This is a genomic window from Metabacillus sp. 113a (assembly GCF_050107635.1).
Taxonomy (GTDB): domain Bacteria; phylum Bacillota; class Bacilli; order Bacillales; family Bacillaceae; genus Metabacillus_B.
The window spans coordinates 83458-109791 of the sequence record NZ_JBNILJ010000004.1 but is presented as its reverse complement, the minus strand read 5'-3'; the positions used below and the strand labels follow the sequence as shown (position 1 = coordinate 109791).

The 26334-nt window shown below is 45.4% G+C and carries 24 protein-coding genes; 3 read left to right on the top strand and 21 right to left on the bottom strand.

From position 1 onward, the window contains the following. Positions 1 to 156: 156 nt before the first annotated feature. Positions 157 to 735 (bottom strand): histidine phosphatase family protein, encoded by a 579-nt coding sequence (locus tag ACQCVE_RS08795; RefSeq protein WP_426862502.1) that lies wholly within the window; start codon positions 733 to 735, stop codon positions 157 to 159. A gap of 202 nt (positions 736 to 937) precedes the next feature. Here ACQCVE_RS08795 and ACQCVE_RS08790 point away from each other — a divergent pair, with 202 nt between their 5' ends. Next, positions 938 to 1720 carry an alpha/beta hydrolase gene (locus ACQCVE_RS08790; RefSeq protein ID WP_426862500.1) on the top strand — a complete coding sequence of 261 codons (783 nt, stop codon included), beginning with the start codon at positions 938 to 940 and terminating at the stop codon, positions 1718 to 1720. A gap of 152 nt (positions 1721 to 1872) precedes the next feature. On the opposite strand, the gene ACQCVE_RS08785 is transcribed toward ACQCVE_RS08790, so the two are convergent. The 3 genes from ACQCVE_RS08785 to ACQCVE_RS08775 form a co-directional block, all read right to left on the bottom strand. Further along, positions 1873 to 2439: a biotin transporter BioY gene (locus ACQCVE_RS08785; RefSeq protein WP_426862498.1), complete on the bottom strand. Its 567-nt coding sequence runs from the start codon at positions 2437 to 2439 to the stop codon at positions 1873 to 1875. Between the two features lie 74 nt (positions 2440 to 2513). Then, a complete protein-coding gene (locus ACQCVE_RS08780) occupies positions 2514 to 3266 on the bottom strand; it encodes a VOC family protein (RefSeq protein ID WP_426842829.1) in 753 nt (250 codons plus the stop codon). Positions 3267 to 3330: 64 nt separating this feature from the next. Beyond that, a complete protein-coding gene (locus ACQCVE_RS08775; RefSeq protein WP_426842830.1) occupies positions 3331 to 3480 on the bottom strand; it encodes a hypothetical protein in 150 nt (49 codons plus the stop codon). A gap of 243 nt (positions 3481 to 3723) precedes the next feature. On the opposite strand from ACQCVE_RS08775, the gene ACQCVE_RS08770 reads away from it, so the two are divergent. Beyond that, complete coding sequence (locus tag ACQCVE_RS08770; RefSeq protein ID WP_426862497.1) at positions 3724 to 6423, top strand: M14 family metallopeptidase; 2700 nt, start codon at positions 3724 to 3726, stop codon at positions 6421 to 6423. 408 nt (positions 6424 to 6831) lie between these two features. Here ACQCVE_RS08770 and ACQCVE_RS08765 read toward each other — a convergent pair whose 3' ends face one another. The 9 genes from ACQCVE_RS08765 to ACQCVE_RS08725 form a co-directional block, all read right to left on the bottom strand. Next, complete coding sequence (locus ACQCVE_RS08765) at positions 6832 to 7830, bottom strand: anion permease (protein ID WP_426862655.1); 999 nt, start codon at positions 7828 to 7830, stop codon at positions 6832 to 6834. Positions 7831 to 7851: 21 nt separating this feature from the next. Beyond that, the gene (locus ACQCVE_RS08760; protein ID WP_426862495.1) at positions 7852 to 8475 is read right to left on the bottom strand and encodes a DUF47 domain-containing protein; all 624 of its coding nucleotides are present in this window, start codon (positions 8473 to 8475) and stop codon (positions 7852 to 7854) included. Between the two features lie 309 nt (positions 8476 to 8784). Continuing rightward, entirely contained in the window at positions 8785 to 9612 is an 828-nt protein-coding gene (locus ACQCVE_RS08755) for a carbohydrate ABC transporter permease (protein WP_426842833.1), read from the bottom strand. Between the two features lie 13 nt (positions 9613 to 9625). Further along, positions 9626 to 10954 (bottom strand): carbohydrate ABC transporter permease, encoded by a 1329-nt coding sequence (locus ACQCVE_RS08750; RefSeq protein WP_426842834.1) that lies wholly within the window; start codon positions 10952 to 10954, stop codon positions 9626 to 9628. Between the two features lie 140 nt (positions 10955 to 11094). After that, positions 11095 to 12399, bottom strand: coding sequence for an ABC transporter substrate-binding protein (locus ACQCVE_RS08745; RefSeq protein WP_426842835.1), 1305 nt, complete (start codon positions 12397 to 12399; stop codon positions 11095 to 11097). 111 nt (positions 12400 to 12510) lie between these two features. Further along, positions 12511 to 13503, bottom strand: coding sequence for a LacI family DNA-binding transcriptional regulator (locus ACQCVE_RS08740; protein ID WP_426862493.1), 993 nt, complete (start codon positions 13501 to 13503; stop codon positions 12511 to 12513). Positions 13504 to 14035: 532 nt separating this feature from the next. Continuing rightward, positions 14036 to 14650, bottom strand: coding sequence for an esterase/lipase family protein (locus tag ACQCVE_RS08735; protein WP_426842837.1), 615 nt, complete (start codon positions 14648 to 14650; stop codon positions 14036 to 14038). 120 nt (positions 14651 to 14770) lie between these two features. Next, a complete protein-coding gene (locus ACQCVE_RS08730) occupies positions 14771 to 16150 on the bottom strand; it encodes an MATE family efflux transporter (protein WP_426842838.1) in 1380 nt (459 codons plus the stop codon). A 159-nt stretch (positions 16151 to 16309) separates the two neighbouring features. Further along, on the bottom strand, positions 16310 to 16585 hold the full coding sequence (locus ACQCVE_RS08725) for an Ig-like domain-containing protein (protein WP_426862491.1): 276 nt from the start codon (positions 16583 to 16585) through the stop codon (positions 16310 to 16312). Here ACQCVE_RS08725 and ACQCVE_RS08720 point away from each other — a divergent pair, their 5' ends adjacent. Continuing rightward, positions 16586 to 16825 (top strand): hypothetical protein, encoded by a 240-nt coding sequence (locus ACQCVE_RS08720; RefSeq protein ID WP_426862490.1) that lies wholly within the window; start codon positions 16586 to 16588, stop codon positions 16823 to 16825. Between the two features lie 105 nt (positions 16826 to 16930). Here the strand turns inward: ACQCVE_RS08720 and ACQCVE_RS08715 are convergent, their stop codons facing one another. The 8 genes from ACQCVE_RS08715 to ftsE form a co-directional block, all read right to left on the bottom strand. Further along, entirely contained in the window at positions 16931 to 17464 is a 534-nt protein-coding gene (locus tag ACQCVE_RS08715; protein ID WP_426862488.1) for an STM3941 family protein, read from the bottom strand. Positions 17465 to 18138: 674 nt separating this feature from the next. Beyond that, positions 18139 to 19185, bottom strand: a complete 1047-nt coding sequence (locus tag ACQCVE_RS08710; protein WP_426862486.1) for an acyltransferase family protein — start codon at positions 19183 to 19185, stop codon at positions 18139 to 18141. A gap of 194 nt (positions 19186 to 19379) precedes the next feature. Beyond that, positions 19380 to 20561, bottom strand: coding sequence for a PDZ domain-containing protein (locus tag ACQCVE_RS08705; RefSeq protein ID WP_426842843.1), 1182 nt, complete (start codon positions 20559 to 20561; stop codon positions 19380 to 19382). Between the two features lie 135 nt (positions 20562 to 20696). Next, entirely contained in the window at positions 20697 to 21047 is a 351-nt protein-coding gene (locus ACQCVE_RS08700; RefSeq protein ID WP_426862484.1) for a swarming motility protein SwrAA, read from the bottom strand. A gap of 386 nt (positions 21048 to 21433) precedes the next feature. Further along, positions 21434 to 22903, bottom strand: a complete 1470-nt coding sequence (locus ACQCVE_RS08695) for a S41 family peptidase (protein WP_426842845.1) — start codon at positions 22901 to 22903, stop codon at positions 21434 to 21436. A 181-nt stretch (positions 22904 to 23084) separates the two neighbouring features. Further along, positions 23085 to 24479 carry a murein hydrolase activator EnvC family protein gene (locus tag ACQCVE_RS08690; protein WP_426842846.1) on the bottom strand — a complete coding sequence of 465 codons (1395 nt, stop codon included), beginning with the start codon at positions 24477 to 24479 and terminating at the stop codon, positions 23085 to 23087. Positions 24480 to 24552: 73 nt separating this feature from the next. Further along, complete coding sequence (gene ftsX / locus ACQCVE_RS08685) at positions 24553 to 25443, bottom strand: permease-like cell division protein FtsX (protein ID WP_426842847.1); 891 nt, start codon at positions 25441 to 25443, stop codon at positions 24553 to 24555. Further along, a complete protein-coding gene (ftsE, locus tag ACQCVE_RS08680; protein ID WP_426842848.1) occupies positions 25436 to 26122 on the bottom strand; it encodes a cell division ATP-binding protein FtsE in 687 nt (228 codons plus the stop codon). The genes ftsX and ftsE overlap by 8 nt, the downstream gene beginning before the upstream one ends. Between the last annotated feature and the right edge of the window lie 212 nt (positions 26123 to 26334).

The window sequence follows — 26334 nt, the reverse complement described above, 5'->3', positions numbered from 1 at the left end:
AGCTGCCAGGACAAATATCCAGTACAGAAGGGCATTGTGAAGGGAGTGCAACCGATTTGGCATTTTTCAGCGCTGTCCAAAGGACCATCTATATGAACAGCAAAAAAAGAGATAAAAACCCCGTTTCTCCCAGCAGAGAAATGAGGCGACGGTCTATCAGATTTCCAGGTGCTTTGTACAGTTGTATAAGCCGCAGGACCATTTTTCCTTATCTGCAGTCAAGTGGGTAATGGACGTGTTCTTAAGTGCTTCCTGCTTTTCACCCGACGGCACGAGCTCCTGAAGTACATGCCGCAGAAAGGAGCCGTGGGATACGACTAGGATCTGTTTGTCAGGGTGCTTTTGCACCACATCTTCAATAAAGTGCAAACCTCTCTCTATCACTTGCCTGGAAGTTTCCCGGTCCAGATCAAGCTCTCTCCATCCGCTGCCCCATTTCTCCAGCCGTTCTGCCTCCGTGGTTCCTTCAATCTGCCCGCCGCCCGTTTCACGAAGCCGTTCATCTATTGCCACTTCTATACCGCCAAGCTCTGCACTGATGATGTCTGCAGTTTGCTTTGCTCTTTTAAGCGGGCTCGAATATAGCAAATCCCACCGCTCTTCCCCTATCCTTTGGGCAAGCCTTTTTGCCTCCAATATCCCTTGTTCATGCAAAGGGATATCAGAACTTCCCTGAGCCCTGCCCTCCATATTCCATTCTGTAATTCCATGCCGGATCATCCCAAGCGTCGTCATCGCTTTCACTCTCCTTCAGTATCCTATTTTTCCAGTTTATCATTTCCTGGCAAAACTGCCTTCTTCCATTCTGAATAATGTCTCATTGACAGTTCCTGTCATCCATGCTAATGTGTTTAAAACCAAGTATTCTTATATGATTTAAATAATATTGCACCATCGTTTTCAGCATATATGATAACAGGCAAGGAGGCAGAATGATATGCAAGAATTAAAGCCGGTCCTGGCAGGAGCCCATTCCTTTTCCATACAAAAAAGCACGGAGGAAGTGATTCTTTTATGCCATGGATTCAACGGGACTCCGCAAAGCATGGAATCTCTCGGAGAAAAATTCGCTGAATTTGGATATTCGATCCATGCCCCCCGACTTGCCGGCCATGGCACTAGCCCGTCTGATATGAAGGCTTGCACCGCGCAGGATTGGTATCACTCATTGGAAACAGCTTATCTCCAGCTAAAAAACCGCTACACAAATGTGTATGTGATCGGGCAATCAATGGGCGGAAGCCTGACAATCAAGCTCGCCGGCAAATTCCCGGATATGGATGGAATCGGCTTAATCAATGCCGCTCTTGAAGCTCCCTGCTATGATGCAATCAAAGAACCGACAGGATATGTAAAAGAAGGAAGACCCGATATCAAAAATCAGGCAGCGAAGGAAATTGCTTATGATCAAGTACCTGCTGCAGCTGTTTACGAACTGAAGAAGACAATGGCCGAAGCAGCCGGAATGCTTGAGCAAGTCTCGTGCCCCGCCGCTGTTTTTTATTCTCCTGAAGATCATGTAGTTCCTGCAGCCTGTTCTCAAAACATTATTGCAGCCATTTCTTCCAGCAGGAAAAAGCTAATCCCGCTGCCCAATTCCTATCATGTTGCTTCTATGGACTATGACCAGGATGTAATCGTACAAAATGCCGGCTTATTTTTTTCATATAAAACAAATAATGAGTTCTGCCAAGGCCGCAGCGTCCTGCCGCTCTCCTGAACTGACCCGCGCGCTGCGGGACTCGCATGTTGAGGGACTTAAAGCCTCGAAGGACTAAGCGCTGGAGCCGGGTGAAGATCCTTTTATCATAAAGTCTCATTACATCGTGATCTAAACAGCAAAAAAGCCCATTCAGGAATGAGCTTTGAAGATTAAGCAGCTTCCGCCTTATGTTCAAGCAGTTTTGCCAGCACAAGCCGCTTTCTTACAGCAATTCCAATCCAGCTTGCAAGAAAGGCTTTAATGAGCCCTACAACGATAAACGGTGCAGTACCAGCTGCGAGTGCCTGGTCCCATGAGAATGCCATGACAATTTTAAGCCAGACGGTTCCAAAAAGTAGCGTGACCGCCATACCGATGATATTCGCAGCCAGTGCAAATCCAAATGTAAATTTCGTTTTTTCCAGGAATAGCCCTGTGAGAAAAGCTGCGGCAACGAAACCTGCAATATAGCCGCCGGTTGGTCCCGCCAGGATATGAAGCCCGCCTTTTGCCTCCGCAAAAACAGGAAGCCCAGCCGCTCCAAGCCCCGCATAAACAAGCATAGCCATCGCCCCGTAACGGCTCCCGAGGATGGTTGCCGCAATACCTACAGCCAACGTTTGTCCACTGATCGGAACAAGCGGCAACGGAATTTCAATCTGCGCAAACACCGCGGTAATCGCGGCAAACATTCCGCATAAAATCAGCATGCGGAGTTTCTTTCTTTCATTCTCCACCCTTTTTCCCCCTCTATATGTTAACCTTTGTGTTTATAATGTTAACATATAGAGGCTGTTTAGAAAATATAGTCTCAGACAAAATATGTCCCCCCGAGCCATTTCTTTTCACGGAGCTCTTTCGTTTTTCTTTCACTAAAAGAAACGGCATACATTCCAGGCTGAACGTGCTTTTCCCTTTGCTGAAAAAGCAGGTTTTGATCCCCAAGGCGGAGCTTCGCTTGGCCGCTTTCCGCGGACTGCTTCTCCAGGCCAAACCATTCAGACCATCTGGAGGCAAGTTCTAAAGGATTTTCTGTAAAAAACAGAACCTCTTTAATCGCTTTTATTCCATTAGGATGAGGAGCAAGTGCACCTGTCCGGATCAAGTCTTCCTTCCTGACTTGATCCGGAGTCCCCCATTCAATGAAAAACGGCAGGGAACAGTCCGATTCAGGATGGCCGGCAAACAGCATCCTCCAGGAAATAACGCTCCCATCCTCCCGCTTGCGGCTCCCAGGGAACGGACCTGATACAGTCAAACCCTGATGTAGCAGAAGGTCCGCCAGCTCTTCCATTTCCTCCGTTCGAATCCCCACTTGGCACAGCCCCTGCTCTTTTAAAGAGGCACACATGCTGATAAGCGGATTATCGGACGCTGCTGCTTTTTCCTGGTTTTCTATGGACAGCAGTTCAATGTATTCCAGGCCAAAATAACTTAAGCTATTGGCTGTCCCCCAATCCTCATGGCGTCCCCCTGGAACCGTATGAAACCCAAGCAGCTGAAATTCAGCTCCTGCCTGTCCGGCAGGCTTTTGCACATAATGAACAATATGATCAAGCTTCATCCCTCTTCATCCCCCCTGCTTTTGCTTTAATAGTAGAGTGGATTTATTGAAAAACAAGGAAGACCTAATTTGCGTCTTCTCTTTCCTCCTCTCTTTCTATTAAGAGCTCCCATGCGCTTAAACCGCGCCAGCCCGGTTTCCACCAGGACTTAAGAATCGATACCGTCGCACAGATAAAAAGAAAAGCCGATAACACAAACAAAAATGGAAGCATACGCATCCCCCCTTGTACAAGTTTATGGGGAAAAAGCGCAGCTATAACCCAGAACCAAATGCATATTCATTCATTAAGTGATTATCCTTCTATCAAAACATACAGAAATAATTAAAATTTTATTATCTGACAATACATATTTATAAAATTATATGTATATAAAACTTCTTTTCCTTTCCAGATTGTGTTAATCTTTTTATACGCTTTACCTTTTTGGAAGATTACGAGAAAGGAAGGGGAAACATGTATAAAAAAAGTGTAACGCTGCTGTTTGCTTTTATGCTGTTTATCTCAATGGCGATGCCGCCCGCTCAGGAAGCAAGCGCTGTACCTGAATCCGCCGCCTCACTGAAGGTCGACCAGCCTCTCATTTCAATGACCGAAGCACGGGAGATTGAAGCAACAATGGATCTCGGGTACACCGTGGATCTAAACAAATTGGAATGGACATTTGGCGGAAAACCGCTGAATGAATGGAAGCAATGGGATGCGAAGGCAAAGAGTTACTCAGGCGCCCCATACATCACTTTTTCAGAGAAGCCCTCCTACATAGAAGGAACCACAAAAGTAAAAGCCAAACTGAAATTCAGTCTTCTTTACGGGACTGAAGACGTCTCCCCGAGAAGTCTGCGCACGCTTTACCCTGCTCTGATCGGCAACTATGAATTAGCAGCAGCGGATACCGAAAAAGAGCAAACCGCAAGCGTTCCCCTTAAGCTGAATGTTTATGATGAATATTTAAAATGGGAGGAAATCAAGCCTGCCATTGATCAAATCAGCAAAGAAGCCATTAATGGACGCTTCGTCTCCTATCAAAACCTCGGAAATTCGGTCGAGGGCAGACCGATGCATTTTATGGTCCTGGCTAAGGACAAAGCCTCTGTAGACCAGTATTTGAATGAGATTGCCAGCCAAAAACTTGAAGATCCCATGGACTTAAAAGAACAAATTGAAAAAGGAAAGCTGAAGGATTACAAAGTCCCGATTTGGATTAACAATATTCATCCGGACGAATCTCCGGGTGTAGACGCGATCATCGAGCTGTACCGGATTTTTGCCACTAAAGAGAACAGAGCCTTTAAAACGACCGGAAGCAGCGGGGAAGAAAAAGAAGTCCGCCTCGATATCGATGAGGTTCTCGATAACGCCATTTTCCTTTTCAACTTCACCCAAAATCCGGATGGCCGTGTCCACAACACCCGTCAAAACGCGAACGGATTTGACCTGAATCGGGATAATACGTACCAGACACAAATTGAAACACAGCATCTATCAAAGGCCATGGCTAAATGGTCACCTATATCCATGCTGGACTTTCATGGTTTTTATGACGAATTTGTCATCGAGCCATGTACCCCTCCCCACAATCCAAACTATGAGTATGATTTGCTGATGGATGGAATGCTTGAACAAGCCGAGGAAATGGGAAAAGCAGGGATCGCGAATACGAAATATGACAGCTACCTCATCCCGCTGAATGACTGGCCGAGCGGCTTTGATGATGCGACCCCTTCCTATACGTCGACCTATTCCATGTTTCACGGAGCAATGGGCCATACAGTGGAAATCCCGGACATTAATTCTGAGTCCTATGACGCTCTGGTAAACGCCGGCCTGGGTGCTGCCAAATATGTCTCCGACAACAAGGAGAAACTGTTCAGCAGCCAGCTGGATGTATACGCCCGGGGTGTACAGGGTATTGATGACCGCGCAGTGGATAAGTGGTTTGTCAATCCTGAAGGAGAAGCGATCGGCCGTGACCGCAGGAACAACGAGAGCTTTTTCCCTGATTATTACGTTATTCCCGTGGACCGGAAGCTTCAAAAGAATGTGATGGAAGCGCACAACATGGCCGAGTATTTGATTCGCAACGGCATTGAAGTGAGCCAGTCTGTCAAAAAAATCAAAGTCGGCAAGCAATCGTATCCTGAAGGCTCCTATGTCATTGATATGAAGCAGGCGAAGCGGGGCTTCGTCAATGCCGTCCTTTATGATGGCGAAGATTTATCTGAATGGGACGAAATGTATGCAGAAGTGATCAATAACTTCCACGACCTCCGCGGCTTCACACGGATGGAGGTTAGATCCGAAGATGCCTTCAGCAGCAAACTGAAGCCAGTGAAAAAGGTAAAAGCTCCAAAAACAGAATTAAAGGGCAATACCGAGTATTTTGTTATCAAAAACGTGAACAATGAAGCTGTGAAAGCAGTAAATGAACTGCTGAAAAACAAGAAACCGGTCCAGCAGATACTAGAACCGGAAAAAGGATATGAAACGGGTGACTTTCTCGTTCTCACTAAAGATCTGGATGCAATCAGGAAAAAATATTATTTGGAAACCACTCCTTATACTGGAACAGGCAGCAAAAAACCGCTTAAGCAGCCGAAAGTATTCGCCGCCGGTTCAGCGGCATCCAAATACGTCCTTAGGCAATTAGGTTTTGAGTCTGCAGCAAGCGAAGCGGAAGCGGACGTGATCGTAGACGATGCAGGGCTCGGAAATAAAACACTCATTCAAAATGGAAAACCGTATATCGGAATCGGAAGCAGCTCCTTAAATTTTGTTGAAAAAGAGAACCTTTTACCAGGCTTCGATTATTCAACGACCACCGGGTCCCGCGCTTATCATGAAGGACTGCTCTGGACAGATGTCGCAGCAGGACAGCTGCTCACAAGCGGATACAGCAACAAGGAAAAATTGTACATTGCAAGCGGCTCTTATATGAAAGCTGTACCGGAAGATGCATCCGTGCTTGCCCGGGTTTCAAAACAGGACGACTTTTTCGTAAGCGGCTGGTGGCCGAATCACCACTCGTTAAAGGGGCAGGCTATAGCGATCTCAAAAGACAGCATCACTCTCTTTTCAACGGACCTGACGAACAAAGCACATCCGCAGTATAGCTACCGGCTGCTGGCGAACTCCATTTACGCCGCCGGGAAATAAGCGGCATAACGGACCGGAGTGGTCTCTATCCTCACTCTGATAAAGTGCTAAAGCTCCGGCACTATGCTCCCCCTCAATTGAGGGGTCTGGCCCTCACTCTGATAAAGTGCTAAAGCTCCGGCACTATGCTCCCCCTCCCTTGTGCCGCAAGGCTTTGGGAGCATAGGTCTCCGTCCCGCTATGCGTTAAAGCGGGGCGGGTCTGGCACGGGGCCTGTCCCGCTGTCCACTGCCGTACTAAAGCTCCGGCACCTGATCCTCTAGCCCTTGCTGCATAAGGCTCGAGCGGGGCATGTCTCTGTCCCCCGACCCTTTAGAGCAATAAAGCTCCGGCACCGATGGCTATCTTCATCCTAGAAACTAGGAACATACTAAAAGAACCCTCTGCGAAGGGGGTTCTTTGTATAGATTAAAAGAACAAGTCATAGATCAGGTACATAATCGCTGCGAGCAATGCAGAAATCGGAAGAGTGATGATCCAAGTGATCAGCATCATGCGCGCGGTTCCCCATTTTACCCCTTTAACCCGATGTGCAGATCCTACTCCAAGAATCGATGAGGATATAACATGGGTAGTACTGACCGGGAGGTGAAGGTATGTAGCTCCAAAGATGATGGCCGCTGAGGTTAAATCGGCTGCAACTCCATTCACCGGACGGATTTTCATAATTTTCCCGCCAACTGTTTTGACGATTTTCCAGCCTCCTGCGGAAGTACCGATCCCCATTGCGACCGCGCAGGAGAATTGCACCCATAGCGGGATGGTACCCGGACGGGTATGAAATCCATTGGCAATAAGGGCAAGCGTGATAATCCCCATCGCCTTTTGGGCATCGTTCGTGCCATGCGAATAGGCTTGAAGAGCTGCTGTTGCAATTTGAATGCGGCGGAAGCGGCTGTTGGTTTTGGTCAGCTGATGATTTTTCCTAAAGACGGCCTTGAAGATGCTGTAAACGACAAATCCGATTCCGAAAGCCAATAGCGGTGAGATAATCAGCGCCTGGATAATTTTAATAAAACCTGCCCAGTTTAATGCGCCCAGCCCCGCCGCTGCTATTACAGCGCCGGCGATCGAGCCGATCAGAGCATGGGAAGAACTGCTTGGTATTCCGTAATACCAGGTAATTAAATTCCAGGCTATAGCGGCTGTCAAGGCAGCAAGGATGACGATGGATCCATTTTGAAGCGTGAATGGGTCCACAATATCCTTTGTAATCGTTTTGGCCACTCCCGTAAAAGTCATTGCCCCGATAAAGTTCATGACCGCCGCCAGAATAATTGCGTGGTGGGGTTTTAGAGCTTTTGTGGAAACCGATGTGGCAATGGCGTTTGCTGTGTCATGAAACCCGTTAATAAAATCGAATACCAAGGCTCCGATTACGATAAGGATGGTAATGACTAAGGCCATTTCCAAAGGATCAGCCCGCCCTTACGCGTTTTTTATGATGATGGTTTCAAGTGCGTTGGCAACTTCCTGACAGGTGTCAGCGATTTCCTCCATCGTTTCCAATATCTCTTTATGCTGGATGAGTTTAATCGGATTTTCCCTTTCCACAGCAAATAGATTCTTCACTGAAGTGCGAAGAAGGTTATCACAATTCGACTCTATTTCTTTTATGCGGATGGAGCGCGCGCGTACAAGCTCCAGCTTGCGTTCGGAAAGCAAGTTGATGGCTTTTGAAATTTCTATAACGGCTTCATTCAGCAGGGCGGCAAATTTTCTCATATGATCTGTAGGCTGAGTCACAGAATACATTTCGAATAAAGCTGCGGCCTGCTCAAATCCGTCGATTACATCATCCAGAATCAAAGCCAGCTGGAGGATGTCTTCACGTTCAATCGGTGTTATGAAGGCTTGGTTTAACTCTTTATTGAGGGTATGAACCAGGGTATCCCCTTTAGTTTCATAATCCTTCACAGTTTTAAAAAACTCTTTTAAATCATGGGCATTTGAGATTTTATATGTGACGAAGTATTCAGAAGCTGTTTTCATGTTTTCCGAAATATCAATCAGCATATCTGAAAACTTGTCCTTCTTTTTTGAGAAAACCATTTCTCGATCCCTCCACGGAGCCAGTTATTTATATCTATTAATTTTGCATCCTTAGGCAATAAATAAATTTGCCGAATCACGAAACAGATCCCTTTAACTTTTTTAAACTCGTAATATTAACAATCGTTGGTTTGAATATTTATTTTCTCTAAACGATGTTTCCTCTTTTCTCAGGATTAGCAACCCGATAACTTATTATATTTAACCCCTGTCTAATCTATTCTGGTACCGCTGAAATGCGTTCTTATTCCCTGTTCATGACAAAAACCCCGGACTGCGCTCGGCGATCCGGGGTTTCGATTTTAATCTCTATTCTTTCACAGATCCGGATGTGAGTCCTGAAACAATTCTCCGCTGGAAAAGCAGCACGAGAATGACAAGCGGAATCGTTACAATCACTGTTGCAGCGGAGATCTCACCCCATGGAATCGAGAACTGCCCCTGGAACAATGCAATCCCGACGGGGACGGTTTTGTACGCCTGATCGGTGTTGATGGTCAGAGCGAACAGGAACTCGTTCCAGGCTGCGATAAATACGAGAATGGCCGTCGTAAACAAGCCTGGTGCAGCCAGAGGGAAAATGACTCTCCAAAACGTCTGCATAATGGTTGCTCCATCCATTTTTGCTGCTTCTTCCAGTTCAAAAGGAATTTTTCTAAAGAAGGTAACAAGCAGCCAGATGGAAAGCGGTAAAGCAATCGTTGTGTAAGGGATGATCAATCCAAGGTAGGAGTTGGTCAGCCCTAAATTTTTCAAAATGATATAGATCGGTGATATCGTTGCAATCTGGGGAAACATGGTAACGGATAACACGAGTCCGAGAATGACTGTTTTCCCTTTGAACTTCAGCCTTGCGATCGCATAGGCGGCAAAGGAAGCGACAAAAACGGTGTAAATTGTTGTGCTGATGGCCACCACAAAGCTATTCCACAAATACTTTAAAAACGGAAAATCCACGAATACGGAAACATAGTTTCTAAAGGTTGGATTGTCTGTAAAAGGAGTAAAGGCTTTCTCGCCGAACAATTCCGTTGCCGGTTTTACGGATGCGAGCAGGATCCATAGAAACGGGAACATGACCACAAATACAAACACCGCCAAAAACACGTAGAAAAGGATACCTGGTTTTTTATTCATCTGTTTTTCCCTCCTACTTCCCTGGTCCGTCGTTTAATAAATCTCTTCCGAGGAAACGAATGAATATCATTGAAATAATCGCGACACAGATAAATACTATGACGGAAATCGCGGAGCCTTCTCCAAAGTTCTGCTGGTTAAACATATACTTGTAGGCAAGCAATGAAATTGTTTCAGTGGAGTTCGCCGGTCCTCCCCCGGTCAGAACGAAAATCAAGTCGAATACCCGGAATGCATCCAGCGTACGGAACAGCAGGGCAACGAGAAGACTTGATTTAAGCAAAGGGAGCGTGATGCTCGTAAACTGCTTCCATTTAGATGCTCCGTCAATCGATGCTGCTTCATACAGCGAGCCTGGAATCGTCTGCAATCCTGCGAGGAGCAGCAATGCCATGTAAGGTGTCGTTTTCCACACGTCCGTAAAAATGACCGAAAACATGGCGCCTGTATTCGTTGTAAGCAGGTAGGCCATTTTATCCACTAATCCGACTTCTTCAAAGATTTTCGCGATGATCCCGTTTTGACCATCGTACAGGAATTTCCACATCAGGGCTGATACAGCGGTTGGGATCGCCCACGGAATTAAAATCGTTGCCCGGATGAGTCCTCTTCCGAAGAAGGCTTTGTTGATTAAAAGAGCAATCGCAAGACCGATGACCAGCTCAAACCCGACAGAGACGATGGTAAATACCATTGTATTGCTAAGGGCTTTCCACATTCTTGCATCGGTTAGATTATCGGCGTAATGCTGAAACCCGATAAAATTCGGCTGCCGGATTGGATCCTTCAGTCCATTCGCAAGTCCAGTAATCGTTTTTTCATCTTCCAGTTCAAGGTTTTTCAGCGTTTCTTCCGCTTCCTTGGACTCTTTGAGAATGTCCTTGGCTAGCGCTTCATCTATCTTAACAACTGCTGTATCTTCCTCTACTTTTTCAAAGTTCATCAATTTGTCGTTCACAAGGTCATAGTTCTTTTTAATATCCGGATTATCCTGCAGCCGCTTGTCCAGCGCAGTCAAATCCTCCTTGACAGCCGTCAGCTCTTCCTGGGGATTCGCCCCGATTTCCTTATCGATCCCGCTGATCAGAAAAGGATACGTATCCAAATATCTTGAGAGATCGATTTCATAGCTTAAGTGAGTTTCGGATTTAGCCGGATCACTGAGCTTTAAGTCAAACATACTGTAATAGAATGATTGCAATACAGGCCAGATGGCAATGGCCAGAATGAGAATCAGCGATGGCGCGATCAGCGTATACGCTACAAGCCGTTCGGGATTTTTTTTCTTCCTGTGCTTCGGTTTTTTAGGTGCATGGGCAGAAGTCGATGTTTTCGTTTCCATTCTCTCACTCCCTTATGGTAGATCCGGCGGCCGTACAGCCATAATGTCAATCAGCAGTGCTGCTCTCGATCTGCTGTCTTAGATAAAAAGCGCCATTGCCCTTCATACAGGGCAAAGGCGCGCCTCAAATCCATTAAACGTTATTTTACTTGACCTTTCATATCTGTTTCCATTTTTTGGGCAGCTTCCTCCACCGTCATGTCGCCTGCGATTGCCTTGGAAACGTTGATCTGAATGATTTCAGAGATTTCCTGGTAGTTAGCTGCAACCGGACGCGGTACTGCCGCCATTAAGCCTTCTTGGAAATTTTTATCTCCAAATGTAGGATTTGCTTCAAGCACTTCTTTATCTTCAAAAAGCTTGTTGATGGTTGGAGCGTGTCCGCCATGGATGGCATCGATTTTTTGTCCTTCTTCTCCTGCCATAAACTTAAGGAATTCCCAAGCTTCTTTCGGATGCTCAGAGTTTTTGTTGATTCCTGCCTGCCAGCCGCCAAGTGCTGCTGCAGAGCCTTTATCCCCTGACGGAAGCGGAGCAATTGCTACTTTACCGGCGATTTTTGACTTTTCCTCATCGTTGGCACTTGCGTACTCATATGGCCAGTTGCGCAGGAACGCGGTTTGGCCTTCAATGAACGCCTGGTCGGATTCAATCTCTGTAAATGTAGTCAGGTTCTCCGGTACAAAGTCAGATTTCGCAACTTCTACTAGTTTGGAAAGACCTTTAATGGTTTCAGGGCTGTTAACGACGACTTCGTTCTTTTCGTTAATAAATTCTCCCCCGTAAGCTGCCACGAATTCGATTGCGTTACAAACAAGTCCTTCATATTGCTTCGCCTGCATCACATAACCGAATTTCGTTCCGCCCTCGCCCTTTTTAGCGGCTGCCTGCTCGATCAGCTCATCCCATGTTTCAGGAACTTCTTCTTCACTCACAAGATCCGTGCGGTAAAACAAGAGTCCTGCATCAACGAATTTAGGAAGCGCCCACTGCTTGCCGTTGAATTGAGAGGCAGCAAGTGCTCCTTCGTTGTACTCGCTCAAGTCAATTCCATCCTGCTGGATGTAGCGGTCCAGCGGAAGAACGTAATCGGCTTGTGCAAACTCAGCCGGCCAGACTACATCCATATCAAACACGTCAATTTCAGAGGAGTTTGCATTGAATGCGGTTACATAAGCATCATGCTGGGCTCCTGAATCAGCTGGCATTTCACGGAATTCAACATCAATATTTGGATGTTTCTTTTCAAATGCTTCAACCATCTTCGTGGTACCTTGTGTAACATCCTTACCCCGGGCATACGTAATGGTTACTTTTTCGCCTTTGCTGCCTTCTTTTTCTTTTGAATCCGATTCACCTGAAGATTGATTAGAGGCACAGCCTGTTAATGCCAGTGAAAGAGTAAGGGCTGCAGCAGCAGCAAAACGTGTCTTTTTCATTTTCATCTTCATTACCCCTTTTAATTTTTTTAATAGGATCTTCTTTCGCCGATTCCCCCGTAAGTGTTATTGAGGGGATGAAAACAGATAGTTTGTAAGCCCTTTCATTAATGCGCGCTAGGTAGAAGCTCTTTCCACAATTTCAAGCTGGAGAGGATTTTCCGGAAGATCAGGGGCCTCTTCAGGGGGCAGCAGGAGATTCAGCATCAGCTTCATAGCCCTTTCCCCTATTTCATGAGAGGGCTGGCGGATGGTTGTGAGCTGCGGAAGCGTCATTTCTGCGATCGGCTGGTCATCAAAACCGATAACCGCCAAATCCTCCGGAACTCTGAATCCCAGCTGTTTGGCCTCGTAAACAATCCCGGCCGCGACCTGATCACTCCCTGTGAAAATTGCGCTTGGACGATCTGCCATCGCCGCGATTCTTCTCATCACTTCTTTGCCGTCATGGTAATCCGCCGCTATCCTGAACGCCCATTCATCATGAGCCGGAAGATGGAACTCCTCCATGGCAAGCCTGTATCCTGCTTCCCTTGCTTTTGAGATAAAGCTGTGGAAGCTCCCTTGGCAAAACGCAATTTTTTTGTGGCCTTTTTCAACCAGATGCCTTGTCCCTATATAGCCTCCGTAAACTTGATCAAGACGGACGTTTGGAGTTTTTGATGCATGGTCATACTCGTTGCACATGACAACCGGTCCGTATGACGTATAATCCTGAATAGACTCCCAGGGGTTTTCAAGAGAAGTAAGAATAATTCCATCCACTTGCTTAGACTTTACTAGATTAAAAAACTTCATCTCTGTCTTTCGGTCATATCTGGTCTGGCATACCAGCAGCCGGAACCCGTTCTCAGTTGCCACTGTATCAATACCCTCGAGCAAATACGAAAAAAATGGATTCGTGAGCATTGGAATAAATACAGCAACGGTATCCGTCTTTTGGCTTCTCAGATTTTGAGCAGAAGAGTTTGGATAGTAATTCAGCTTCTTCATCGCTTCCTCTACTAATCTCTTCTTCTCATCCGACACATAGGGATAATTATTCATAACCCTTGATACGGTTGACCGTGATAATCCTGCAAGATTTGCAACATCCGTAATAGTTGCCAATCGAGATCCCCCTTATCCATTCCCCCCTTGTTTCTGAAATCGATCTTTGAAATCGTTTTCAAAAAAATTGTATATGAAACTTCAGAAAATTACAATACAAAATTCGGGAATTTCCCAAGAATTTTATCAAGATTAGCACAAAAGCTGGATGGGTCGGCACCATCCTGCTTTGAAACTTGAAATCGGCGGGGTCTGACCCCACTTTCACTACAGGATGAAAGCTCCGGCACTCTTCCCTTGAACCTCTGGCGGACAGCGGATGGCGGAGTCATGTCTCTGTCCCCCGCTGCGGTGAAGCAGCAGGGGACAGGCACCGTGCCTGGCCCCAATTTCGCTAATGTGTGAAAGCTCCGGCACCTCATTCGCAGCGCCTTGTTACACAAGGCCTTGCCAATCGCTGCCTCTGTCCCTCACCCCTTTACAGCACGAAAGCTCCGGCACCACCTCCTGAACCCCTTTATCAAAAACATCCGACAAAAAAAGACTGGCTCCTATAGAGGAAGCACTTTCCTCATGGGCCAGTCTCTAAACTTTATTCTCCGCCGCCGTTCAGTCCTTCTTCAATAAGAGGCTGAACTTTGCTGCTGTATAGAAAACCGAAGTGATCAATCCCGCTGATTTGGATGTTTTTTGCTCCATCCAGCTTGGATAGTCGGTTGTTTACGATAAAATCTGTTTTGCTGTAGATGGAGGTGTACGAAACCTGTTCCGGGGCTTCACTCGCTGCAAGGCGATTAGGGGCGCCGAGTGTGACGATGTCTTCCACGTTTTCAGCGCCGTCAAGGTTTGCTGCGTAGTGCAGAGCGTTCATGCCGCCTGCACTGTGGCCAACAATGTCCACTTTGCTTTTCCCGGTCTCCTGCTTCACTTTTTCAACAAACTCAGCCAGCTGTTTGCCATTCGTTCGATTGTTTCCTGTTTTATCCTTCATTTCAATGGCATAGAGCTCGTCCCGGTCCCAGCCGTTTTTCACCAGTCTGTTTTCGATTATTGTGAAGCTATGACCGATCCCGCCTGCTCCATGAATAAAAATGACCGGATCGCGTTCCGATGCAGCAGCCTTTGAAGGGGCAGGATTAAGGGCACTTAGAGACAGAATACATGCAGATGTGATGCCGAATGTTACGGCCTTCTTCCAGTTTTTCATGGTGTCCTCCTTTTGAATCGTGGGTAATTGCCTGCTTCTATGGTCATACATTATGGACGTCTGTTCAAGCGGCAATATTTACTAACCCCCGTTCAAGAAAGATCGGACTCCCGGAAAAAGCTACGCTGCCCCTGATTGCTTAACGAGCGCGAACTTTTCCCATTTCCTGCTTTTCCATCTAAAAAACATAATAACCGCGCGGGTCCATTCATCTGCAGCTATCGCCAGCCAAATTCCCGCGAGTCCCATATCCAGCTGGAAGACTAAGAAATAGCCAAGAGGCACGCTCATTCCAACCATTGAAATCATTCCCATCCATACCGGGAATTGGGCATCGCCTGCAGCTCTTAATGAATTGATCAGGACAATGTTCATCGTCCTCCCTGTTTCCAGAACGACACTGAGCAGCAGGACACTTGCACCGAGCTGAATGATCTCTTCGTTATCCGTAAACATCTTCATGAGCGGGTAACGAAGCAGGATGACGACTCCAACCATACCCAGTGTAACGACACTGGCCCATTTAACGCTTTTCCATACCTGCCCGTAAGCGGAGTCATTTTGACCGCCTCCGACAAATCTTCCGACCAATATCGCTGTCCCCATACCGACGGCTATGGCAAAAAGGAATATGAACATCGATAAATTGGTTGCGTATTGCCTCGCTGCAAGGGAGGAGGCTCCGAGAAACGTCGCATAATACAGGAAAACGATTTGGCATGCCTGGTACATGACTTGTTCAAAGGCTGAGGGAAGGCCTATTTTAAATATTTTTAATACATATTCTTTTGAGAATGAAATGTAATCCTGTATTTTAATACGGACGTCCATGATCCTGTACAGGAGCCAGAAAAAGACGGTCAATGCTGCGAACCGGCTGACAGCAGAAGAAATAGCCGCTCCCTCCACTCCCATTTCCGGAAAACCGAAGGTGCCGAAAATCAGCAAATAGTTACCCGCAATGTGAAGCACGTTCATTCCGAGTGAGACGAGCATGGCTTCTTTTGTAAAACCGTGAACTCGGATAATGGCTGCGAGTGAATTGATAATGGCCTGAAGGAAAATAGCCCCGCCGACGATATGCAAATAATTTTGAGCATTGTTCAGTACATCACCTTGCAGATTGAGAGCCTGGAGCATACTGCTGCTGAAAAAGAGAAAGCATGCACTAATGATAAGCCCGGCAGCGAGATTGAGCACAACGGCCAAAGCCGATATTTTTGCAGCCTCTTCAAATCTTTTCGAGCCAAGGTATTGTGCGACTACAATCGAGGCTCCGTTCCCGATGACCTCCAGGATTAGAATGGCAATGTGCAAATACTGGTTAGCGGCACCGACACCTGCAACAGCATCATCCGAGATGGCGCTGAGCATAAAGGTATCCGCGATTCCCATAAGCATAAATAAAAAAACTTCCAGAAAAATCGGCCAAGTCAGGACAAAGAGAGACCATTCCTTCGCCGGCTTTTTGTTCACTCCTGCATCCTTCTGCAAGTTCATGCTGTCACCTTCTTTACCCAATTGGAAATGTTAAACAAACAGTATCGTATCACAGTTTCTTTCTATCCGGCACTTCTTTTTTATCATTTTTTATTTTTGAAGCGAAGGAATCATGTCTGGTAAGGAAAAGACCCGCTGCATGCGGGTCTTTTAGGCCTGTTACTTGTATTCAGAAACCTTTATGCTTTTCACGGTTTTATTGCCGCTCTCATCTATTGCTGTTGCAATGATGATCCGGCCGGTCTTTTGAGGAGGAATCTCTGCTGCAAATTTCCCTCTTTTGTTTACTTGAGCTTTGTATGTTTTTGTTCCGGTGAAAATATAAACAGCTGCACCTGCTTCAGTTCTCCCTTTGACCTGCCTGTCATTTTTACTGATGCTCTTAAGGGTCAGTTCAGGCGCCATTGTATCAGGTACAAATGGAGCAGTTCCCATTTGGTTAACGGCGACCGTTCCGCTGACTTCGTGGCCTGCAAGAATCAGCTGGCGTTTCGTCGGGCAAAGGGAATTTCTAAAATTACCGGATACAGCACCGGTGCTTCAGACGAAGAAGGCGAGATTGGTGAAATTGCAAAATACAGTCCGGACAATCAAAAATTCTACTTAGTAAACGGTAAAACACAAACGGTCGATATTGTAAGCTTAAGCGGTTCTTATACAGTAATTTGTCATTAAGTGTAAGAAGGGAATATGGACATTCAGCCACAAACAGGTTAAAGATTTGTAAACCTTATCAAACAACGAAAAAAAAATGGAAGCGCCCTCGGCACTCCCAATCTTCTAGTTCGCTGTTTCCAGCCCCAGCGGCAGGCCAATCCTTTCAAACCTCTCCACAACAGCGGGAAGATCCTGCCTGGAAATGTAGTTCAGGTGAATATTAAAGGCAGGAAAGCCGGTGCTTTTATTGATCTTTACCGCTCTCTTAAGATTGGGGGGAATCTTTTCCAGCTGCTTCTCTTCATTCTTCAGCACAATCCCGATAAAATTTTGTCCATTAATAGAGTAAGGGATGACCCCGTCGATATCAGCTAAAGAAAAACGCAAATGCTGCTGAGGATATGGAGATATAGTAATGCTCTCCTCATCAAAAATGAGGTACGGCAGCTTGGCGTTTATACGGGAAATAACTTTTACTGACCCCCAAACAACAGCCGCTACAACAAAAATCGAAAGGATAACAATATACAATTCTATCGAGCTTTGATCCATTGCATAAAGGACAATCGGTATCATAAATCCAATAGCCAAAATCACCATTAACGAAAAAAACAACCAAAGCTTTTTCTTATTTTCATAAATCTCCAGCCTATTCATCAGCCATCCCTCACCATTCTAAAATATGATTACCTGCCTTATTTACCCATATAAACTCCAAATCTAACCTTTTTTTAGGTGATTCCCCTTATAATTTCCTCGACGGGGATACTATCAGTTTTTATTAAGACCAGCGGATGAAGTCTTATAGTGGGAGAGGTATAAATGAGTGTAAATACAGAGTGGAAAGAAAATCGAATCGCCTCAGCTCACCGCGGAAAACCCAATGGTTATAACAGAAATGCGCAGCGGTTCTGCAGTGATTGGGGACACTCAGTTTCTGCCGGGTTATTGTGTGCTTTTACCCTTCAAAGAGTTTCACACACTCGTAGAACTTCGTTTCACCCAGCGGAGTGAATACCTGTTAGACTTGAGTTAAGTCTGAGAAGCCATCCAAAAAGTGTGCACTCCAATAAGGGTAAATGATTCTATTTACGGAAATACAGATGCCTATTTGCATGCCCATGTGTTTCCCAGGTATCATTGGGAGCCCGAAGAACGAATTCCTTACCCTGTCTGGCAGTATCCAGCTTAAAAGTCGCGGAATTCCGAATATCACTATTCAAAACAGGAACACGGAGAAATGAAAGAGAAATCACCCTCTTCCATTTACCAGTTAATGGAAATTACAAAAAAGGCCTGCCCAAAGCGTTAGTGGGACAGGCCTTGAATCTTTATGCTGTTTTCTTTTCCAGCTCCTGATGCTTCTTTTTCAGCGGAACCCCGTTAAAGAGGAGACGCAAATATTGGTTTCTGCGGATAATGGCCCCTATCAGCAAGCTGCCGGTCACACCGATTAAAAATGCAACGCCCCAGTTAACCGTAATGGACTGCGGGTACCTCTCATTAAACAGGGTAAGAAAATAAAAGATGAACCCGACGTGGAATAACAGCAGATTAATAGAATTACGGCCAATATAGCTAAGGACGAATGTAATAATTTTGCTTTTAGTAAAGAGACGGGTAATAAAGAAGACGATAAAGGCTCCTGTCACGCCATTTAAATAAAACAAAAAGAGATTGCCGTATTTACGATAGTTCATGTCAGCAAAGTCATTCATTCCGCTTGTAAAAGGATAAATACAAATTGACAGCAGGATCAAAGAATAATAAAGCTTGGGATTTGAAAAGAACTGAACCCGTTTCAGCTCATTTCCGATAAAGAGGAAAAACATCGCAACCATTGCGAGATCCATATTCCAAGGGAGGAATACACTTTTCCCAATCCATGCACCCGCAGCACCTGCAGCTGCAAAAATGACGAACTTAAGGACAAACGGTCTCCCGTGGAGCAGCCTTGCCATCAGCAAATAGAAAAGCTCCGTCATAAAGAGACAGATGAGGAACCAGGCCGGCCCATCAACGACGAGATATTTTCCATTGCCGTTAAAGATACCGAACAGCAGAAAAGATAAATCGGCCCCTTTATCTATTTGATAAAACTTCTCCATCCCAATCCGCATGCCTAAAAGCAAAAAGCACGCAGAGAAATAGGGCAAAACCAGCCTCATCAGCTTATTTTTAAAAAAGAGCTTCACGTCACTTTCATATTTTACAAGGCTGAACAAATACCCTGACACAATAAAAAAGAGCGGCATTCTAAAATGTGAAAAGAAAACATCATATCGATCAGGCATGGCTGTATGGCCAAGCACGACAAGTGAGATCGTAATCCCCCTGATTATATCTAATTCAGCCACACGTTTTTTCTTTTGGCTCATCATAAAGCTCCTATCTATTAAATCGACTGATCACCAAGTATTAGTCTACCAAAGTTAGTGAGGGATTTCATTGTGAATTACAGGATATTTCATGAGCTTTTACTGGAGAGCGAAACGAGCAGGACGAAAGGGACCGCCAAATCAGAAAAACCAAAAAAAAACGGGGAAATGTAACTCCCCGAATAGTTTAAGAATTATACCGCATCCAGACTCTTTATCCGCGGTTGTTCCACAAACAGCAGACCAAGCTCATGGTGATCCCCTTCGTATGTAGCACGCTGTTCGTAGCGGATTTCTCCATTGAGCCCAATCATTTCAAGCTTGCATAACGCTCTGTTTTTTTGCAGCGCCTCATAAAATTCTCCGGTGTTTTTAACAGGTGTTCCGTTCACCTTAATAATGGTCTCACCAACTTTAAGGCCGATTTTGTCAGCTGGAGAGCCTGGCAGAATCCCTAAAATCATCAGTCCTCTGTCTTTTTTTGAGAAAAAGAAGGAGGCAGAGTCATCATTCATTTTCTGGCGGATAATCAGAAATGATCTTCCTGCCACCGCGCACAGGATGGAAACGAATGCGAGCGGCTGCCACCACACCGATGCACAGGCAATCACTAACGTAAGAAGCCCGAGCCAGATAATCCGTTTAGCGGAAACCTGAATGCTTTCTTTCGGAAGAGATCCTCTCACTGATTGGCGGAATCCAATTAAAAACGGCGCGATGATTAGAGAGAAGCTTTGTCCGTTCATTTCAAACACTGGCCACCATGAAAAAACAGAAGTCAGCGCTCCCCCCGGAACAAAAAAGATGACCGGGAGCATCCAGGTGCGGTTGGCGATGTGCCTCCCGATCGGCAGTCCTCTGCTGCTGACCATAATGGCCGGCGAAGTGCGTATATGGCCCGAGCGATATACCAATAAGCCTTCCGCCAACAGGAGAATTCCCGTCAGAATCGTAAGAGCAGAAAGATTCGTCTCTTCTATTCCTTCAAAAAAACGTAAAATGGCATCCGTTGGGAAGCTTGGAAGGATGACAGCGGCAGCAAAAGCAATTCCCATTGTAAAGGCCGCTGACAGCAGCTGAACTTTAAAGAATAGACTTAATCCCGCTGCCGCAATTCCCGCTGCAATCAGCAGGCCGAAGGGGAGTGACAGCCCTGTAAGGATTATGACGGCTGAAACCATCAATCCTATAAACAGTCCCTTCGTAAAAGTAAATTTCAGGTCATCGTAAATATCTTCTACCTTTGTATGAAAGGCTGCACGCTCCCGTTTGACACGAAGGGTCCCTAAAAAGAGGCTGTACAGCACTATGTAATACACAAGCGGATGCAGGAAAAAACGTCCTGCCCCTTTTAGCAATTCTATCGTCCAATCCATATAGGATCCACCATCCCGGCCGGCGGTACACCGGCAGTATTCCGTACACATTCATCCTGAACGTATCTATCTATTCCTTATTCTATCAAATGTTGAATGGAATGAATATGTTACGGAACCGGTTTTTTGAAGCGATTATTTAAGGTTGCCCCAAAGGGATGAATTAGATAGCGAAAAATCCAGCAGCGGCGCTTCAATTTTTATATGTAACGTATCTTCGAGCAGCTGCATAGATCGTTTAATGTCGCTGAGACCGAGAGACAGCCTTTTGTAATTGGCCGTTAAATACTTGAAGTACTCCTCTATGATCTCCTCTTCAATTTCTCTCATTTCTTTCACTTCCGTGTAATTAGCCAGATACATGCAAAAAAGATGCAGCCATTTTGAAATCTTGGCATTTGAAACAAGTGATGGCTGCAGCTGGCCCTTTAACTCTCTCATCAGCTTGCGGTATATTTGTTCTCTCATCACACTAGCCCTTTTCAATGATAAACCCCCAATATCGTGTGTTGTAGAACAGCGTCTCCTTCCATAGTAAATACAAATTCCAGGTTCAACAACTTTCGAAAGATGCATTTTTTATGTAAAAGCGCCTAAAATACGGCATGTAAGGCAATTATAACTAGGAAAAAATGGATTAAACAATTCTTCCCTCTTAAATATGTTTCGTAAGTATGACATATTTTACGATTTTTACATGTTTAACAGGTCTTTTGTTGCCGGCTTCTTTCCAGCTGCTATTCTTTATCCGCCAGAGTAATGTCTTCCATGTGTCAGAATCTGTGACTTGCTTACCGGTCAGCAACTCCCACCTGTACTATGGCCATGCAAAAACGAGCAGGCATCAGCCTGCTCGTTTAAGATTTCATCATTTAGAATAAAACCTTCATTGCTGCTTGAAGCTGTCGGTCCTCTTCTTTGTTTAGACGTTTCAGTGCCGCGGTTTCATTAATTTTTGAAACGGTTTTTTCATCCAATATTCCAGAGGCCGCTAATCCATTCTTTTTCTGGAATAGCTGAACAGCTGCTTTTGTGGAGCTGCTGAAGTACCCATCTGTCCGGCCGGGGTCAAACCCCAGTGCTTTGAGCAGTCCCTGGGCCAATTGAATCTGTTCTCCATTCGTATCCTGAGCAAGCGGTTTATCCGTTTGAATCGGAGCGGCGTAGTAGTATTCAGGCTGTCTGACCTCGACAGTTGGAGCGACACCCTTTTTATGGATCCAGTTTCCGTCCGGCGTAAGCCATTTGTAAAGCGTTAATTTGATATTGCTGCCATCTCCCATCGGCACAGCCTGCTGAACCGTTCCCTTGCCGAAGGACGTTTCACCGACAATTGGATATCCGCCGGCTTCCTTCAGAGCGCCAGCCAGAATCTCCGAAGCAGAAGCACTGCCTTTGTCAATAATTACACTGACAGGATAAGCTTTCTTTTCTTTAAGTGTCGAGAAATACTCCGTTTTTTCTCCAGAGCGTTCAGCAATTTGAATATATGGATGACCCTTTGTCACAAATTGCTTCAGAATCTCCTCAACACTTTGCAGATAGCCGCCTGGATTTCCTCTTACATCTAGGACAAGCCCTTGAATTTGCTTCGCTTCAAGATCCTTTAGCTGCTTAATAAAATCATCTGCTGTTTTCTCTGCAAAAGAGGTGATTTCCATGTAGCCCACTTTTTTGCCTTCATAGGTTTTCACTTCACTAAAAACGGTCTGAACCGGAATGGTGTCTCTTTTTACGGAAAAAGTTAAATTTCCCCTGGTTCCCGGACGGTTCACTTCGATTATGACATTTGTCCCTTTTTTTCCCCGAATCTTAAGCACCGTTTCATTTAAATCAAGATTCCTTATAGAGTCACCGTTAATGCGGATGATTTCATCATTAGGCTGCAGCCCTGCTTTTGCTGCCGGAGAACCTTTGAATGGGGAAACGATAATGATGTGATCATCGCGTTTTCCCACCTCAGCCCCAATCCCTTCAAAGGATGAGTCAAGCGAGTCTGAAAACTGCTTGGCTGTTTCTTTATCCATATAAACGGAATAGGGATCCTCGAGCTTTGAAAGCATGCCTTGAATGGCCCCTTCCATGAGTTCTTCCTGATCGATTTTCTCCACATATTTAGATGAGATCAGCTCGTATGCTTTTTTGATTTTTTCCATGCTCTCTGCAGCATCCGCATTGGTGTCAGCCGCCGGCTCTGCCGAGGCAGGCTCTGCATGAATCTTTTCAATTGCTGATGATTCTGCTTGCTTTTCCCTTTCGAGAAGCTCTATGCCGGCATACATACTTCCAGCTCCAGCCATCATGGCTGCCGCGAGCATTAGAGCGGTTATCTTCTGATTCATCCTGGTCCTCCTTCTGTCTGCCCTTAAACAAACGTTTCATTACATTTCGTACCGGTGCTCCTGATAGTATATGCAGGCTTGTACAAAACATGTAAAAATTGGGAGATGTTTAGAGTGCAGCGAATTGAGGAAATAAAAAACAGACGCCCTGTTAAAGGACGCCTGTCATTCTATCAGACCATTAAGGCAAATATTTTCTTGGGTTATCAGCGCTTCCTTTACCAGAGTATCCTCCTGGATGCACTTCAAAGTGAAGGTGAGTTCCTGTAGAACCTCCCGTTGTTCCCATGATTCCAATCTGCTGCCCCTGGCTGACAGATTGTCCGCTTCTGACATTCATTGAATCCAAGTGAGCATAGACCGTTGTATATATTTTCCCGTTAATGCTGTGAGTGATAAAGACAACATTTCCCCAGCTGCTGGAATAAGCTGCACGGACTACTGTACCTGATGCTGCTGCGCGAATTGGTACATTTCCATTTGCGATATCAATACCGCCATGGAGCTTCTTCTGGCCAGATATCGGATGCACACGCATGCCAAATTCAGAGGAATGTCTTCCCTGTGCGGGCCAAATGAACATACCATTTCCGCTCGGAGTTGGAGCTTGGGATGCTTTTGGAGCGGGTGCACTTGAAGAGCTGCCTGACGACCTGCTGTTTGACTGGCTGCTGCTGGAAGAACTGCTATTTCTTGCTTCCGCTGCTTTCTGTTCTGCTGCTTTTTGTGCGGCTGCTTTTTGTTCAGCTTCTTTTTTAGCTGCTGCTTCAGCTGCCGCTGCTTCGCGTTTGCGTCTCTCTTCTTCTTCTTTCGCACGCTGGATCTCCTGCTTAACAGCTGCTTCCTGATCCTGAAGGAATGCGGACTCATCTTCCAGCTCGTGCATTTCATGTTCAGTTTCTTTGTTTTGTTTTATAACTTCCTGCATCACAGAGTTTTTCTCTGCTGACTTTTTATTCAGTTCATCCTTCAGTCCTTCAAGCTCTGTTAAAGAATTCTCTAAAGATTGAAGGGTCGAATTTAGTTTTGCTTCTGTTTCCTCAAGTTTCTTTTTATCATCTTCATGTGCTTTTAAGATATCATTGTCAGCTCCAATAATCGTGGACACTGCGCCGACTCTTGAAATAAAGTCACCAAAGTCCTGAGCACCCAGAAGCACATCTAAATAGCTTCCCATGCCGCCATTTTCCTGCATTGCACGTGCGCGTTCCCTTACTATTTCATTTCTTTCTTTAATCCGCTGCTTAATTTCCTCAATTTCCGTTTTCAGGTCTTCTATGTCTTTTTTAGCCTGATCAACTTCGGTCTGCTTATCCCGGATTTTTGCGTTAGTTTCAGTCATTTCCGTATCAATTTGCTTGATTTCTGCGTTAAGCTCTTCTTGCTTCTTTGTTAATTCATCTATTTTCTTTTTCTTGCCTGAAAGGTCAGATTCGACCCCGGATTGCTTGTCTTGAATGTTTTTCTGTCTCTCTTCTAAAGTTTCTGCATGGACCCGATCGCTGCTAAGCGGTATTAGAACGCCATTTACCGTGACGATGGCAGCGACCCCAAAAGTTAAAAGCTTTCTTTTCACCTTGTTTTCCTCCCCTGTCTCTATGTAAGGCAGCGGCAGACTGGCCTTTGAAGCCAGTCCGACCCTTTTTGCCTTATACTCTCAAAAACTTTCTTACGGACATCAGACTTCCCCATACTCCTATCAGCGCCCCGATAAGAAGCAGGATGAGGGATACCTGCCATACGAACGGATAGAACGGCAGCAGCTCGGCAAAAGAGTTGGCCAGCTGCGGTGCGGCCCATTCATATAAGCTGCTGTAGGCAAAGACGAGTATAACGATTGGAATGGCTGCTCCAAACGTTCCGAGCATTAGTCCTTCCAGGAAGAACGGCCAGCGGATAAACCAGTTCGTGGCCCCTACCAGTTTCATAATCTCAATTTCCCGCCTGCGGGCAAAGATTGTGATTTTAATAGTATTTGATATTAGGAACATCGCTGTAAAGACTAAGCCGATAATAAGCCCGATCCCAATATTTCTTGCTGTATTCAAACCGCTGAAGAGCTTTTTCACTTCATCCTTGCCGTAATTGACTTTATAGGCGCTGTCAAGTTCTTCGATCTGTTGAGCTATTTTTGCGGTTTCCTGAGGCTCTTCTGCTTTCACAATATAAGCATCTCTGAGCGGATTTCCCTGATCTCTCAGCTCCAGGGCTTCTCCCTGCTCGCCAAAGTTCTGCTGAATTTGGTCAAGCTCCTTTTCTTTTGATGAAAATTCAACACTGGCAATTCCATCTACACCGTTGATATCCGTTTCCAGCTTGGTTCGTTCCTCTTCGGAGGCTGTCTCATCCACCAGCACTTTGATCAGCACATCATTTTCGATGTTATTCGCAAAGTGGTTGAGGTTCATCATAATGACGAGGAAGGTTCCGACCAGTATAAGCGTGACAGCAACTGCACTTATGGATGCAAAGGACATCCATGCATTTCTGCCGAGGGATTTAAGACTTTCGCGGAAGTGACGGCCCAGGGTTTTAATCATAAATACCATACTCCCCTCTGGCCTCATCACGGACAATCTTTCCGTCTTCGACTGCAATGACCCTCTTTTTCATCGTATTGACAATTTCACGGTTGTGCGTCGCCATAACCACTGTCGTGCCGCGGTTATTAATTTCTTCAAACACATTCATTATCTCCCATGATGTATCAGGATCCAAATTTCCTGTAGGCTCATCCGCAATCACCACACCCGGGTTATTGACAATGGACCTTGCCAGAGAAATACGCTGCTGCTCTCCCCCTGAAAGTTCATCAGGAAAACTTCTGGCTTTATGTTTAAGCTGAACTAGATCCAGCACTTCCATTACGCGTTTTTTAATCGTTTTGCTGTTCTCGCCGATTACTTCCATAGCGAACGCAACATTTTCATAAACCGTCAATCTTGGCAAAAGCTTAAAGTCCTGGAAAACGACCCCGATGCTTCTTCGCAGGAAGGGGACCTTGCTTTCCTTCAGCTTTCCGAGATTCACTCCGTTTATGACTATTTTACCAGAGCTTGGCTTTTCCTCACGGTACATCATCTTGATGAAAGTAGATTTTCCGGCTCCACTTGGTCCGACTACATAAACGAATTCACCCTGGTTAATCTTCACATCAATTCCATTGATGGCGACTACACCGTTTGGGTATGTTTTAAATATCTTCTCCATTTCAATCATGCAAATCACCCAAAACTAGTTTTTTTGTGTCATTTATTTCAACTGCGATTATTGTTGCTTATTGTCGATTGTATAAACATAGTCCTATTACCAAATCTTTTCTCACAACGTCCATTATAACACCAACATTCGCCAAAAATAGCCCCAATTATATTACATTTTCATTTCAAGGCTGTAAAAACAGTAATGTTTTTATTGAATTTGGGTATAGG

What these genes read in the sequence shown, in the direction of transcription:
- ACQCVE_RS08745 (WP_426842835.1), bottom strand. Translation starts at nt 12,399, where the DNA reads ATGAAAATGAAAAAGACACGTTTTGCTGCTGCTGCAGCCCTTACTCTT.
- ACQCVE_RS08775 (WP_426842830.1), bottom strand. Translation starts at nt 3,480, where the DNA reads ATGCTTCCATTTTTGTTTGTGTTATCGGCTTTTCTTTTTATCTGTGCG.
- ACQCVE_RS08705 (WP_426842843.1), bottom strand. Translation starts at nt 20,561, where the DNA reads ATGGATTGGACGATAGAATTGCTAAAAGGGGCAGGACGTTTTTTCCTG.
- ftsX (WP_426842847.1), bottom strand. Translation starts at nt 25,443, where the DNA reads ATGATTAAAACCCTGGGCCGTCACTTCCGCGAAAGTCTTAAATCCCTC.
- ACQCVE_RS08770 (WP_426862497.1), top strand. Translation starts at nt 3,724, where the DNA reads ATGTATAAAAAAAGTGTAACGCTGCTGTTTGCTTTTATGCTGTTTATC.
- ACQCVE_RS08790 (WP_426862500.1), top strand. Translation starts at nt 938, where the DNA reads ATGCAAGAATTAAAGCCGGTCCTGGCAGGAGCCCATTCCTTTTCCATA.
- ACQCVE_RS08715 (WP_426862488.1), bottom strand. Translation starts at nt 17,464, where the DNA reads ATGAATAGGCTGGAGATTTATGAAAATAAGAAAAAGCTTTGGTTGTTT.
- ACQCVE_RS08695 (WP_426842845.1), bottom strand. Translation starts at nt 22,903, where the DNA reads ATGAATCAGAAGATAACCGCTCTAATGCTCGCGGCAGCCATGATGGCT.
- ACQCVE_RS08730 (WP_426842838.1), bottom strand. Translation starts at nt 16,150, where the DNA reads ATGAACTTGCAGAAGGATGCAGGAGTGAACAAAAAGCCGGCGAAGGAA.
- ACQCVE_RS08780 (WP_426842829.1), bottom strand. Translation starts at nt 3,266, where the DNA reads ATGAAGCTTGATCATATTGTTCATTATGTGCAAAAGCCTGCCGGACAG.
- ftsE (WP_426842848.1), bottom strand. Translation starts at nt 26,122, where the DNA reads ATGATTGAAATGGAGAAGATATTTAAAACATACCCAAACGGTGTAGTC.
- ACQCVE_RS08795 (WP_426862502.1), bottom strand. Translation starts at nt 735, where the DNA reads ATGACGACGCTTGGGATGATCCGGCATGGAATTACAGAATGGAATATG.
- ACQCVE_RS08725 (WP_426862491.1), bottom strand. Translation starts at nt 16,585, where the DNA reads ATGGGAACTGCTCCATTTGTACCTGATACAATGGCGCCTGAACTGACC.
- ACQCVE_RS08765 (WP_426862655.1), bottom strand. Translation starts at nt 7,830, where the DNA reads ATGGCCTTAGTCATTACCATCCTTATCGTAATCGGAGCCTTGGTATTC.
- ACQCVE_RS08735 (WP_426842837.1), bottom strand. Translation starts at nt 14,650, where the DNA reads ATGAAAAACTGGAAGAAGGCCGTAACATTCGGCATCACATCTGCATGT.
- ACQCVE_RS08750 (WP_426842834.1), bottom strand. Translation starts at nt 10,954, where the DNA reads ATGGAAACGAAAACATCGACTTCTGCCCATGCACCTAAAAAACCGAAG.
- ACQCVE_RS08710 (WP_426862486.1), bottom strand. Translation starts at nt 19,185, where the DNA reads ATGAGCCAAAAGAAAAAACGTGTGGCTGAATTAGATATAATCAGGGGG.
- ACQCVE_RS08755 (WP_426842833.1), bottom strand. Translation starts at nt 9,612, where the DNA reads ATGAATAAAAAACCAGGTATCCTTTTCTACGTGTTTTTGGCGGTGTTT.
- ACQCVE_RS08760 (WP_426862495.1), bottom strand. Translation starts at nt 8,475, where the DNA reads ATGGTTTTCTCAAAAAAGAAGGACAAGTTTTCAGATATGCTGATTGAT.